Source organism: Leptospira soteropolitanensis (genome assembly GCF_026151655.1).
GTDB classification, from domain to species: Bacteria; Spirochaetota; Leptospiria; order Leptospirales; family Leptospiraceae; genus Leptospira_A; species Leptospira_A soteropolitanensis.
In genome coordinates this window covers 231537-246110 of the sequence record NZ_JAMQPN010000003.1, presented here as the reverse complement: position 1 = coordinate 246110, position 14574 = coordinate 231537, and the positions used below count along the sequence as shown (strand labels likewise).

Annotated in this window: 8 protein-coding genes; 5 read left to right on the top strand and 3 right to left on the bottom strand. The window is 38.5% G+C overall.

Annotated elements, in window-relative coordinates; genetic code table 11:
- The first annotated feature begins 422 nt into the window (after positions 1–422).
- The 3 genes from ND811_RS09630 to ND811_RS09620 all read left to right on the top strand — a co-directional run bounded on the left by ND811_RS09630 (position 423) and on the right by ND811_RS09620 (position 6904).
- On the top strand, positions 423–2861 hold the full coding sequence (locus tag ND811_RS09630) for a site-specific DNA-methyltransferase (RefSeq protein ID WP_265351916.1): 2439 nt from the start codon (positions 423–425) through the stop codon (positions 2859–2861).
- The gene (locus tag ND811_RS09625; protein ID WP_265351917.1) at positions 2858–5425 is read left to right on the top strand and encodes a DEAD/DEAH box helicase; all 2568 of its coding nucleotides are present in this window, start codon (positions 2858–2860) and stop codon (positions 5423–5425) included. Before ND811_RS09630 ends, ND811_RS09625 begins: the two co-directional genes overlap by 4 nt.
- A 354-nt stretch (positions 5426–5779) precedes the next feature.
- On the top strand, positions 5780–6904 hold the full coding sequence (locus ND811_RS09620; RefSeq protein ID WP_265351918.1) for a patatin-like phospholipase family protein: 1125 nt from the start codon (positions 5780–5782) through the stop codon (positions 6902–6904).
- Positions 6905–7184: 280 nt separating this feature from the next.
- On the opposite strand, the gene ND811_RS09615 is transcribed toward ND811_RS09620, so the two are convergent.
- Positions 7185–7898, bottom strand: coding sequence for a hypothetical protein (locus tag ND811_RS09615; RefSeq protein WP_265351919.1), 714 nt, complete (start codon positions 7896–7898; stop codon positions 7185–7187).
- A 177-nt stretch (positions 7899–8075) separates the two neighbouring features.
- Here ND811_RS09615 and ND811_RS09610 point away from each other — a divergent pair, with 177 nt between their 5' ends.
- On the top strand, positions 8076–11048 hold the full coding sequence (locus tag ND811_RS09610) for a hypothetical protein (protein ID WP_265351920.1): 2973 nt from the start codon (positions 8076–8078) through the stop codon (positions 11046–11048).
- Positions 11049–11385: 337 nt separating this feature from the next.
- The gene (locus ND811_RS09605; RefSeq protein ID WP_265351921.1) at positions 11386–12432 is read left to right on the top strand and encodes an IS481 family transposase; all 1047 of its coding nucleotides are present in this window, start codon (positions 11386–11388) and stop codon (positions 12430–12432) included.
- A gap of 1 nt (position 12433) precedes the next feature.
- Here the strand turns inward: ND811_RS09605 and ND811_RS09600 are convergent, their stop codons facing one another.
- Positions 12434–13066, bottom strand: coding sequence for a hypothetical protein (locus tag ND811_RS09600; RefSeq protein ID WP_265351922.1), 633 nt, complete (start codon positions 13064–13066; stop codon positions 12434–12436).
- 190 nt (positions 13067–13256) lie between these two features.
- Positions 13257–14063, bottom strand: a complete 807-nt coding sequence (locus ND811_RS09595) for a hypothetical protein (RefSeq protein ID WP_265351923.1) — start codon at positions 14061–14063, stop codon at positions 13257–13259.
- Positions 14064–14574: the final 511 nt, after the last annotated feature.

Sequence of the window (14574 nt, the reverse complement as noted above, 5' to 3'; positions counted from 1 at the left end):
TAAAAACCAAATATGTTCTCGCGGCACAGCAGATAACAGCGACAAATCTCTGAGATTCGGCGCCTACGGCCTCACTAGTTCTGCGATACATAGGCATCTGGCACTCCCGCTGCTTACGCAAATGTCGTTCCATTCCCTAAGGTCCCGTTCGGGATTCTGGGCCAGGGAACTTCGTTAAGTGCAATTGCACCGTCCTTATCGCAAGTATAATTTTTAATTAATGGCGATCTCCATGTCGGCTTAAGTTAAAGAGCATGGGGGTGAAACTATTAAAGAAAATTATCTTATTTACGGGCATCTCAAAATTTAAAATAAGGTGGGCTTACAAAGTTTGCTAACAATTGCTTATGAAATAATATTTTTAAATATGACATTTCACTATACAAAGACCTCTATAAGACTTAGCAAAAGGGAAAGCAATAATGTCTAGACTTACCGATCTCATTAGAAAAGCAAAGGCCGAAGACCAGCAGCTGGGTGCTGATTTGGAGCGAGAATTCCGTGCCCTTTCGTCTCGCCTGTCATTCGGGCTGAATTTTGAACGTCATAAGCCTGAAGCCGTTGAATTGCCTAACCGTCCCATCCGCAAGGGAGACAAGGTGCGCGTGCTACCACCCCGAGGCACGACTACTAAGGGCGATCAAAGGCTCTGGCAGGTTAAAGCGATTCGTAAGGGAAATAACGAGGCCGATCTTGTCTTGCCTGGCACCGAAGAGGCCGAAACCCAAACCGTTGCCTTGGATGATCTAATTGTCGTCGCAGATTTCGGCGACACGATTTATCCGGGGCTTACATCCACTGGTAAAGTCTCACGCGGTAAAGAAAAGCCATACCACACGGTAATCAATGGTGAGAACTACCACGTTCTCAAAGCTCTTACATGGACGCACCGGGGTAAGGTGGATGCCATTTACATCGACCCACCTTATAACACGGGTGCGAAAGACTGGAAATACAATAACGATTACGTCGAGGGCGAAGACTTGTATCGTCATAGCAAATGGCTCGCAATGATGGAGAGACGTTTACTTGTAGCCAAAGAGTTACTTAATCCTGCGGACTCGGTGCTAATAGTAACAATCGATGAGAAAGAATACCTGCGGTTGGGTTTGTTACTGGAGCAATTGTTTCCTGAAGCAAGAATTCAGATGGTTTCTATCACGACTAATCCGAAGGGAGCATCTCGGCCTGATATGTTCGCCAGGGTTGATGAATTTGCCTATTTTGTGCTGTTTGGCGACTCTAGCATCTCTGAGATAGCTGTAAGTAACTCTAAAGGGCAACCTGTTCGATGGGCATACTTGCGCCGTTCAGATGATGATTCAGTGCGCGGGACTCGCCCACGGCAGTTTTATCCCATTTTTGTGGATCCGGCCACATCGAGGATAACTGGTGTTGGCGAACCTTTAGCTCATGATGTAGCACGTGATAGCATTTTGCCACCGCCAGGTGTTGTTGCAGTTTTTCCTGTCCGTGATGATGGAGTCGAGATGGAATGGGGTCTTACAGGTCCTAGTCTTATGAAAGCGGTAAATGGCGGTTTCGCTCGTGCTACTCTCATAAATGCTCTGCAGCCTTACGCGATCTCATATTTGACAATACCTGCAATAAAAAAAGTCGAATCAGGTGAGTACGTCATTGCTGGTGTTCGAGATGATGGCACAAATATAGTCATCGCACCAGGCGGGAAAACGACCCGTCCCACTACAGTATGGGCGGAGAGTCGTCATAGTGCTCCTGACCACGGAAAGAAAATCTTAGGTGCATTATTAACTACAAGATCCTTCCCATTTCCCAAGTCGTTATATGTGGTGGAAGATTCATTGCGGTTATTCGTCGCTAACAAAAAAAACGCCATCATTCTCGACTTCTTCGCTGGCTCAGGCACAACTGCGCATGCTCTAATGCTTCTCAACAAACAGGATGGCGGCAATCGCCAGTGTATTTGTGTGACAAACAACGAGGTAGCCGCCGAGGAGCAAAAAGCATTAATAGAGCAGAATTTGCGACCCGGTGACCCCGACTGGGAAAGGTATGGCATCTGCGATTACATCACCAAACCCCGTGTAGAGGCAGCAATTACTGGAAATACCCCCGAAGGTGCACCCATTGATGGCACTTATCAGTCTGGCAATACCATAGACATAGAAAAATCTAGGAATTTCAAACACATTGGATTCGCAGATTCAACTATGTTTAATACTGCCATCAAAAAGAAGCAACTCGTAGCTTTGGTGGATGGTCTTCCACAAAGTCTTGTTACAGGGGATTGTCCGTTTATTGTTAGTGAAGATCATACTTCCAGTGTCTTGTTTGATACGGAGCACGAGAGCGAATGGTTAGAAGCACTAGATGGAATGGAGCATATTACTGATTTCTACATAGTTGCGGCTACAACCAAAACCTTTAATGATCTCAAAACTAAGGTTACAGAACTGCTTGGGTCAATCATTTTGAAAGAGTCAGAAAAAACTCCTATGTCCGACGGCTTTGAAGAGAATGCAGAGTTTTTCACACTAACCTACGAGACCCCGCTTGCGGTAAGCTACCAGACCGCTTTCGCCCGCATCGCGCCTCTGCTCTGGCTGCGTGCTGGTAGTAGCGGAAACTGTATCGACAAGCTTCCATCAGAAGGATGGGAAGTTGCTGAGACCTATGGACTTTTGATAGAGCTGGATCGGGCGACGGATTTTCTAAACGCCGTTCGGAAAGCCGAGAAGCTGCGTGTCGCCTACATCGTCACAGACGACGAGCTCCGCTTCCAATCACTAGCTCGCCGCTTGCCCGAAGGGGTAGAGGCAATCCGACTCTACGAGTCTTACCTGACAAATTTTGCATTCGCAAACGGAGACGACGCATGAAATTCACCCTAAAAGACTACCAGAATGAGGCCGTCATCGACGTGCTGAATAATTTGAGGAAAGCACGCAAACGCTGGCGCGAAGATGCCGAACGTCACGCCTTCTCGCTTACAGCTGCTACGGGAGCGGGTAAGACAGTGATGGCCGCTGCGGTTTTTGAGGCATTATTTCATGGGGATGATGGTTTCAACTTCGACCGCGATCCAGGAGCCGTGGTCATCTGGTTCAGTGATGATCCATCCCTCAATGAGCAAACTCGTTTTCGTCTGATGGAAGCCTCTGACCGAATAAGGCATACAGACCTGGTGGTCGTAGAAAACTCCTTCAACCGTGCGAAATTCGATCCAGGAAAAATCTATTTCCTGAATACTCAGAAACTCGGGAGGAATAGCCTTTTAGTTCGTGGCTTCGATGGGGACGAAGAAGAAGGGATATTTCCCACAATGCGACCCGATTTACGGAGTCACACGATATGGGAAACGATTCGGAACACTATTGAAGACCCCGCACTTTCCTTGTATCTTGTTTTGGACGAGGCGCATCGGGGGATGGGAGCACAAAACGGAGAAAGAGGCACTATTGTTCAACGGCTCATCAATGGAAAGGGTGGAGTTCCAGGAATTCCTATCGTTTGGGGAATTTCCGCTACGATCGAACGTTTTAATAATGCAATGGCAGTCTCCACAGGTCGTATTACCTTGCCCCCAGTAACAGTTGATGCAACCCGCGTGCAGGAGTCAGGTTTGCTCAAAGATACCATCGTTCTCGATATTCCCGATGAGGTGGTGGGTGATTTTGATACGGTTTTGATGCGTCGGGCTACAGATAAGCTCAAAGAAGCTTCCGACGAATGGGAAAAATATGCAAAGCAACAGGAAAGCGATGAGTTCGTGACACCCCTGATGGTGCTTCAAGTACCAAATACACCAAACTCTCGGGATGTTGCTCAGGCCTTGGATGTTATTTTCCAACGGTGGTCTGAAGTTACCGAAAACAATGTAGCACATGTTTTCGGTGATCACACCACGCAAACTTTCGGAAATTATTCGGTGCCTTACATTCCGCCACAGCGGGTGCAAGACGACACGTGGGTACGTGTCTTGATAGCTAAGGATGCAATTAGCACTGGGTGGGATTGCCCTCGAGCTGAAGTAATGATCTCTTTTCGGTCCGCAACTGATCAAACCTACATAGCCCAATTATTAGGGCGTATGGTACGTACCCCGTTGGCCAGGCGCATCCCAGGGAATGACCGCCTCAACTCCGTTGATTGTTTGTTACCGAAATTCAACAAGCAAACCGTTGAGGCAGTTGTTAGGGCTTTGCGTGAGGGTGGAGCCGAAAACCCACCGACTGGACGCATTCTCATCAATCCAAAGGAAATGAAACCTAATCCCGCTGTGCCGGAAGAGGTTTGGGAGAAGTTTGTTTCCCTGCCATCGCAGACTCGACCACAACGCGGTGCAAAGCCCGCAATACGTCTTACGTCCTTTGCCCATGAATTGGCATCTGATGGTATACTACCAGGTGCCGGTGGCATAGCCCATGAGGCCATGCACAAGCTTTTGGATAAGTTCATTGCTGATCATGCCACAGTCTTCGCAGAGAAGAGGAAGTCTGTCATGACAGTTGAAGGTCGCACGATAATTGCGGACATGCGTAGTGGCGGGATCAGTGACGGAACATTCACTGCTGAAGCGGATGATGTGGTGATTGGTGATGCATATCGCCGCACTTCGAGGATTATCAGTCCGGACATCGCCCGGACTTACACACTGGAGCGTGCAAAACGTCATCCAGAGGCGGAAGACGACATGGAGCAGGCATTGATTGAAGCACGTGAAGACGTGGCGACTCTTCACTTGATGGAGAACCTTCAGATTCTTTTTGATAAGGAGGCCAAGAAACTGACTGAGAAGTGGTTTCGCGATTTTGGTAGTCATATCAAGAAACTGTCGCACGACCGACAGGATGCTTATCGCCAAATCGTTGCATTGAGCACAGATCCACAGGACGTGGATCTAGCGCGGCCTGTGTCACGCTTCGAACCTACTAAGGTCCGTGAGACAAACGGTGCTGAAACAGATATTCCCACCTTCACACAACATTTGCTTTGCGACGATCAAGGATTATATCCTGCCGAGCTGGGGACGTGGGAGAAAGCTGTATTGAAGGCCGAGCAGCAAAGGGACGGCTTCAAATTCTGGTATCGAAATCCTGACCGTCCTAGTCAGGACTCTTTGGGCGTAGCTTACACGATTAACGACGACATAAAGATTGTTCGCCCGGATTTCATTTTCATTGCCAAGGCAGGGGAAAAGATCGTTGTTGACATCATTGATCCGCATGGTTTTCACTTGGCCGACGCACTACCGAAATTGCAGGGCTTTGCACAGTTCGCCGAGAACCATACTGGATTATTTCGGCGAATTGAAGCCGTTGCTGAAACGGGCGGCAGGTTGCGTTTTCTGGATTTGACCAGTGCAGATGTTCGTGATGCAATTAAGGTTGCTACAAGTGCTGAAGCACTTTACAATAGCTCGGTTGCCGGTGATTATAACTGAGAATATAATTTTACATATTTCAAGTTCGACCTCCATGTCTCGCTTTTTGAATGTGGCGGGGAAACAGCGCTCAACTAAAATTTTCCGCGTCGCTTCTGGCACTACCTATGCTTACGCAATTGTCGTGGCCAATTCCTAAGTCCCATCCTGGGACTTAGGTCCAGCCTACGTCGGTTATCTAGTTAATTATAGCAATACATTCATTGTATGCTTCAGGACATTGGTGACACACTTACAAGTTATTCACCCCTGTTGATCACCTTTACAATTGGTGTTTAGGTATGAAAATACTTTATATTCCCCCTCTCTCCTACTCTTTATCAAAAATTCCATTCCACTACAAAAGGCTACCACATGAAAAAAATCTTAATCCTCCTTCTTCTTCTCTTCATAATCTCAAATTGTTCAAAAAACGAACCTGCCTTAGTTAGTGTTATGACTCACTTAACATTAAGAGAGCAGCCAAACAAATTAAGTCGGCCGATTAAAAAGCTCTATAATAATCAGAGAGTAACCATCCTTGAGGAAACTGAAAATTTTGAGTATATTGATAATGTTTTTGGTCAGTATGTAAAGATTAAAGATAGCGATGGGGACAAAGGCTACGTATTCGATGCTTACTTAGTAAAAGAAGAATTTGCAAACAAATTCAAAAACAAGCGAATTTGTTTGGTGTTATCAACGGGTGGTTTAGCAGGTGTATCTCACATTGGTGCCCTTAGAGCTATTAATTATTTAAATATTACTCCTAACTGTGTATATGGAAATAGTACAGGTGCATTAATTGGTTCTTTATATGCTAGATATCCAAATCAAGATTATCAAATACTCTATTCAAATTTAATGAGTAGTTATTTTCAGTTTATAAAAAACAAAAAAACGGAAAGAGCAGAGGAAGATGGAATCATAGGTGGTCTCGCATTAGCATTCCTTAATCCATTTTTAGGAATAGCAGGTGGAATGCTAATAGCGGAGAGTTCTGCAGCCAATGTGAATGAAAAAGATATTTCTAATTTTCAATATTTCCTAAATGAATATTACAATGGTGCTCGTATTCAGAATTTAGAAATCGATTTTGCGACTTCACATTTTAAAAAGAAAGGGCAAGGAGTCGAACTCCAAATTGACAAATCAGGAAATCTTGCAAATGCTGTAATCAATAGCATCAGTAATCCATATATATTTAAGTTAAAATCCAATGAAATTATTGATCCCGGAATTGACAGAACTGCAGCGACTCCGATTCTTGATGCATGTTCTGTCTTTAACCCTGATATTATCATAGCCATAAATGTAACTGGAAATGATGCGCTTTATGATCCAACAATTAAGTGTAAAGTAGTAGAAGTCAAATTATCATATAGAATCGAAAATGAAAATTATGTGTTACTGGGAATGGGAGATGAGTATGATTCAATTATAAAAAAATCTTTCAGCGATTCTTTGCATATCATAAAGAAAGAATCAAATAAGTTATGACGAAATAAAATTAATAAAGGAGATTCATCCTACCCATTTTGACTTACCTCCCTAACGACTTTGATTTATGAAAAGGTATTCCACTTTTTTTAACTTTAGAATCTCGACTGCAAATCAAAGCAGTATCGATCGATAAAAATATCCATAAACTCGAAACTGAAGTTCAGATTTAACTTCAATCAGAGATAATGAAAATGAGCATTTGTAGTTCATGGAGCGGAGCTATACCTATTTAGATTATTTGAAGCAGGAAATATGATAAAAGAATCAAAAATTAGTATCAATGTGTAATCACAGAAATTTCATCTTGATACCATTTTCTTATTTTGGCTATATTTTCAGAATCTATCCCATTTCTAGATTTATTCATTATGATATTTTCTATTCCATGATTACTTCGAAGACCCCATAGATGACTTGATCGACAAACAACTATCATTCTTTTTCCGCTTTTTGCTTCTGGAATTAAAGTTTCCCGTAGATATTTTTGTGCAAGCCAGCTACTTTTAAGGCAGTTTTCAATTTTATTCAACTGATCCATATTTTCTGATGCATATGGTATTATGTTAAATACAGCGATGAATTGTTTTGATTTCTCTAATACTTCCGATTTCTGTGATTCTTTTAGTCCACTTGTCAATAAATTATTAAACTTATTTGAATACCATTTTACCCAACCTGGAATACTTGGGTAACTTTCACTCCCAGATAATTGATCATATAACAATTTCAAATGGTTTTGATTTTTCAATGCTTCCTTCGAATCAGTATCAACTCCGGGATTCCCATAAAGAAATATTAATTTTGATTTCTCTAATGGTCCAAAATAAGGACCAGGTGGGTATTCAAAATTAAAAAGTGGTTTGGCTTCGAAATTGAAGCTCTCCAATATTTTTTCATCATCAGGATGGATATTTTTATTATCAGCTTTAAATTGCTCTTGATAACTGTTCCAGAAAGTAAAAATAGTTTCTTCATTTGAATCTACACTCATGATTTCTCCATTTCTTATATAGAATAATTACAAGCAATAAAGTAAAAATTGCATGTATGAAATCTAATTCTATAATATAGTATCAGATCATTAATCTCGGAAAAACATTTTCCGATTTATTCAAATTCTTCGGTTAAACTAATTCCTGAGATACAGATAGATCTAAGGAAATTTAAGATGAGTGATACTAACGAATTCGATTCTGATTTTGATCTAGATGACAATAGTGAATTTGAAACAGAAATTGATGAGCAAAACTCGCTTTCCATCTCTGAAGTGGATTTATTTGAAACAGAATTTTCGGAAATCACTCGATTCCGTAATTATATAAAAAAAGCGGAAGCTCGTGGAATGAGTCGAAAACAGATACTTCCATTTCGAGCTCTCGTTGAACTAGATGAAAAAAGAGTTAATAAAATTGGTCTCAAAGAACTCTTTATAGTTTATTGTGAAAATGGGAATAAAGCTTGGTTAAATCCAGGGAAAGGGATCGGAGCTTTAGAGAGCGTATTAGGAAAATTTCACGGTGATCAAAAAACTCTGCAGCCTTTCATTGAATTACTGATTGAAATTGCTAAATCTAAAATTTCTCCGGCCGCGTTTTTAAAATTCATAATCATACCCCGTCTTAAAGGCGATCTCAATTGGAGAACTTGGGTAAAGAACCACCTCCCTGCCTTGAAAACGATTTTGAATGTATTAAAAGAAGTCCAACGATCCCAATCCTTTCAGGATGAAATAATTTCGAATGGACCACTCAAATTATCAAGAGATATCATCCTAACGAAATATGTAGGTGGCATCATTGCGAAATTGGAATTGAATCGGTTATCGGATTTAAATTTTCAAAAGCAATATACTAATAGTTGGGAAAACTTAGAATTCAATAACTATCTTGCCTTTTACTTTATCAAAAGTAATGTGTTGCCTTTTCTTTCCCAACTTTCAAAAAAATTAGAAGCAAAACAAATTATAGAACTCGTTTCTGAAATGGCTCCACTGGAAAAAGCATTTCTGTCTATCTATCCAGATGAAATCTTTTCATGGAAAAAAATACCTAAGTTTACGCTCTATCCCGTATCCTTTCACCATAGTTACCTAAAACGATTGGAAGATGGTTATACACTTTTCCAAATCTATATAGAACTGCTGAGTTTCACTAGAGTGGTACGTAGTACTCTTCCAACAAGAGCAGGTATTTATTTAGTTGAATTGATCGTAAGATGGATGCTTAGAAAAGTAAATCCTACATTCATCCAACAAATTCACAAACTTTTGGAAATTTTACCTGATTTTGGAGGTCTTTATACGTATCGATGGCATATTCAAAATTTTATAAGTTCAAATGAAACAAGCAGAATCGCATTTATCCAACAAGTCGAAAACAATGATGGATTGCATCCTGATTTTCCAAAACCGTTTTGGTTGATTTACTTTTTCAACAATACGAATGAGACAGCTGATTTTCATATCGAAAATTCTATAACGTTAGGTCAAAATCAAACAATTGAAAAATTTGCGTCACGCCTTCGTCTGAATGAGTATCTTGATAGAACTAAAGTGGAGAACCGTTCAATTTCTAATTTATTAGAGGCTTTTTTCCACAAATATCCAGAAAAAAAAGAACTGATTCAATCTTATCAGAAGGATATTTTAAATGGTCGCGATAGATCTTGGAATAGAAACGATACGAAACAGATTGATTCGATTTGCCCTGAGTTCCATCAAATACTATTAATGTCCAAAATTAAAGGACTAAGAGGAGGTTTTAGATCGGAAACTCTCGAACAATTGTTCTATGGATTCTCAGCAGCAAATCATTTGCCTACATTACCTTACGAAATGAATTTCGATTGGGAAGAAACCAAAAAGGAAAATAAAGATGCAAAAGGAACTGAAATCATCCGAAAAAAAATAAATCTTCAATTATTTCAGAATCTATTTTCAATACTGAAATTAGAGAATCATAAATTATCGGATTTCCTACCCTTTTTAGGAAATGAAATGATTACTTTGAAGAAGTCTATTTCCAAAAAAAAAGATGAAATTGCAAATGCAAATGAACCTTCATCAAAATCAAAAATACAAACAACAATTTTACATATCGAAAACAGAATCAAACATTTAGAAAGTGTGCATTCTAATTTCCAATCTTGGAGCTATGAAAAACAAATCATCTTTCTCATATTCTTTTCATCAAAGAATGTAGATCGAATGGACAATTTATTCGAAATGAGTGTAGGAAATCTTCTAAATTCAAATTTGTTACCTGAAGAAATTTCCATTGGAAAAGAGTTACTTTCGCAGGACATAGTAATCGAAAATTTACAGTTATACCAAATTGATGCTCTCATCCTGTTTTGCAAAAATTTAGTTTCTTCTTTTCAATCAAATCAGAAAATCAATTCCTTTTTTGATAACCTGGAATCGGAATTTTTGGATATCCTAAAGCCCTACTCATCTCTCAAAAAACAATCGATACAATTGCCGGCCTTGGATTCAGCTCTAAACTTACTTTTGAGAGTTGGTAAAATGGAAGCTGAAAAAGCAAAATGGTTAGATCAAATTTCAAAATCATTTGAAAAACCAAAAATACGAAAGTATAAACTCTTTTCATCAAAATCCTTTATAGATTCCTATTACGGGAATATGGGTGGAATCTGCCTCGCGGGTAGACCACAAGAAATCTTAAGATCCAATTTATTTAATTTTCGCATAACAGATGAAACTTCCGGAAAGATCGTAGGCATGTTTTTAGTTACATATTCTACTCTAGGAGTAAAATCACTTGGGATTGATGATTTCTTTTCCGTTTTTGCAATCAATCCCTTATATTCAGTGCTTTATCATTGGAGTAAAAAAGAGAAATTGCAATTTTACCTTTGGATTAGGAGTTTATTGGAATTCATTTCCCTTTCATCAAAAAAGCCAATTTTTTTGGCAGGAAGAGGCATTCATGGACTTATAACTGAAGGTGAAGAGTTTAGAGAAATCATCGAATCCACCGAAATTCAATTCAATTCGAAAAAGGTCAGCGATGCATTTGTCTTAGATATCTATTACGATAAATATGCATATGCGAAATCCTATTTGATTTGCGACCCAAAAAATCCTAATACGATGCATGCCCATCGTCTATTAAAGTTATAGTTGGATTTTTTCTAACTGCAAAAATATGATATTTTTGGTCATTACAAATAGTCTTTACAAATATTTACAAGACCCTTCAATTCATCTTTATTACCAATGCAATTTCTACGAGTGCTAAAGAAAGGTGAGAAGATAATATGTTTCCCATTTTCCAAAGGAACAATTCTAATTTTTTTTAAATTATCTATTTTTTTTTCAGTTTCCTTTCCTTTTTGAATCTCATTTTTTGTGCTAGTATAGTATTCACCTGACAGTTTCGTAAAGAAGCAGTGGTCACACATCCTCTAATTAGAAAAATGATTTTTACCACAAAGTCATTTCCTAGGAGGGAAAATGTATGACCACCACCAATACCAACGTAAGCGGCAAAGCAGCGAGAAGAAAGCTAAATTTGTTAGAATTAGCAAACGAATTAAGCAATGTAAGCAAAGCCTGCAAAATCATGGGATACTCCAGACAGCAATTCTATGAGATTAGAAGAAACTACCAAACGTTTGGTTCAGAAGGATTAATAGACAGAGTTTCTGGTGCTACTAACCCTCATCCAAACCGATTGTCCGAAGAACTCGAAAAAGTGATTTTGGATTATAGCCTAATCAATCCAACTCATGGTTCCATACGTGTAGCCCAACAATTGAATTTGAAAGGTCACAGTGTAAGTTCTGGTGGAGTCCGAGGAGTTTGGACAAGAACTAAACTTCTTACAAAACACCAACGACTTTTAAGACTCGATCAGCATCTTAAAGAGCATCCTATAGAATTAAATGAAAACCAAATAAAACTACTAGAGAAATTCAATCCTGAATATCGCGATAGACACATTCAGGCTGATTTTACAGGGGATTTAGTGGCTATGGATACATTTATGGTAGGAACATTGAAAGGAATAGGAAGAGTCTATTTGCAGACTGTTATCGATTGCCATTCAAGATATGCATGGGGAACTCTTCACACATCCAAAATGCCGATTACTGCCGTCCAAACTTTGAATAATGAAGTCCTTCCTTTTTTCGAAGAACACAATGTTCCAATAAAAACGATTCTTACAGATAATGGACGCGAATACTGTGGGAGAGAAGACCAACATCCTTTTGAATTATTCCTTCAACTCGAAGATATCGAACATAGAACGACAAAAGTGAGAAGACCACAAAGCAACGGATATGTGGAAAGACTTCATCGAACATTGCTCGACGAACACTTCAGAGTCGCTGGTAGAACAAATTTTTATGAAACTGTAGAAGAGATGGAAAAAGATTTTCAGGTTTATCTAAAGTTCTATAACAATGAAAGATCACACCAAGGAAGAAATATGAATGGAAGAACTCCCTATCAAGTTTTCCAAGAACGAATCCGAGAATTAAAAATGGAAGAAGATCAATAATCTAAATTAAGTTAGAGGATTGTGTAAGGCGAATACTGTATCTGTACACATTTTTAAAACCAATCCGGATATTATATTCTATCTCCCTTCCTATCACTAATAATATTTTTGAATCTTTAGAATCATTGAAGTGCTTTTTTAAAAAAGCTAGTCGTCCAGATTGTATTATCTCGTTATAATACTCTTCTTTATTCTCTTTTATTACTTTATTGGTCCATTCTTTGTTTGCCGGTAGCTCCCACTTACCATCTACCATATTGTCTGGAAATGGATATAGATTCAGCTTGAATATTGGAGAATTCTTATTGTATAGAGTATTTTTTAGGTATTCTTTTTTATCGTCTAACGAAATGGTTGTTTGGTTTTTATCTTGATAATAATGTAAAAATTCTACCAATTTTAGGTCGAAAGCACTGGTTAGCCAAGATTTAGGAATATCGCATTTTTCATCTCGATATGGATAGTCAGTTCCAAAATTATATTGGGCTTTTTCTAAACCATCCTCCATATTTCCTCCCCACTCAATTGCCATTACCCAGAGGGATGCTTTTGGGTTACCACCATCACAGCCAAGAAAGGATTCATAATTCCATTTTTTATTTGAAAAGTATTGTTCTATGGAGTTTTTGATCATTCTATTTGAATCTTCAATCTTAATTCTTATTTGTCTAGTTATTTGATTAAGTTTGACATGTAAAATAGATTGTCTTTATGATTCTTAGCCTTTTCTTATTTTGTAAGCTCGCAAAAGCTAATTCTAAATTTATAAATTAAACATTTATGTAGTTTATAGGGCGAAGCTATAACCTGTTGAAATAGTATTTCTATAAATAAAGCAAACTAACTACAAGAATTTCCTCTGTATTAGGTATTTCAGGATCTTGTGGAAGAAATTCTATCGTTTTAATAATATCTCCTTTCACAAGTTGAAGTTTACAATCTTCTAAAAGAAATCTTCTTTCTAATTCCACTTTCCACTTTAATAAATTTTTTAAAATGAAATCTAAATCATTCTCACTGCTTAAATCGGACTTTTTATTCTTTTTTTTCCACTCGATTAATGACTGTAGATCCATATATTTCGAAGTCATATTAGCCTTAAACTTTTCAAAATTAGAACGGGGAATTGAGGAAAATGTTAACATTATTTTCTTATTCCCTACCTTTTCTGCTAATTTAGTATTATTCGAATCATTTAGAAAACGATAGCCATACAATTTGAGAATATCTTGCCAGATTGAAATTTCTGAATCTAAAGAAAACTCTCCAGTATCAGAATTGGTAGGTAATCTCTTTACTTCAACTGCTACTTCAAACAAAGCTTGATCGTCAGTATTTGAATTTTCTATCAGTCCAAGGCCTAAATCTAGCTTACATTTATACCAAGGTTTACCATCTGTATTCCATGGATAATTAACCTCCCAACCAATAGTTTTTTCTTCTTGTGATAAGGAATGGACAAGCGCGTCCACAAATGTTGTTTCAAAAATATTGGTTCCACCATATTTGTAAGTTTCATTCCAAGAAGAGATTATGTTACCATTCAAAGTTTCTATTGACTTTGACTTTAAGTTTTCTAATGTTTTTTTAATACTATCATTGAGCTTATTAAGTAAATCTTGTGTTTCCATTCGAATTCCATTTCCTAAAATAATATAACATTAAACTTTATTTTTTGGTTAATTTCGGAAAAATAATATCCTATCTTACCGAAAAGCAAAGTATTAATTCCCCTCTTCTATCCCCTTCCCACCGCATAACCCCTTATTTAATCTGATTCAGGCAAACACACGACTGTTTGCTGGCATGTTCGAAGACATTCCATTCGTATTTGATTCTCGAAATAATCTCCTCCCCAATGCCCTTGTGTTATTCTCATTTCCATACAGTTTTTAAAACATGCTTTTCTTTCTTTACAATCCATTATCCATGCTGTCCGGGAAGGTTCCTTTTTCTCTTTTTTCTTTTGATCCGCACTCAATGCTAATAGAACAGATAAACTTGAAATGAAGTATATTAAAGTTTTTAATGGGGAATGGATCATTGTGAATTTGGATCTTTGGAAATGAGCTTCGCACATGGTATGAATTGCTGATTTGTCTCCATCTGTATTGCCATGTTTTGATGAATCTGACTTAATTC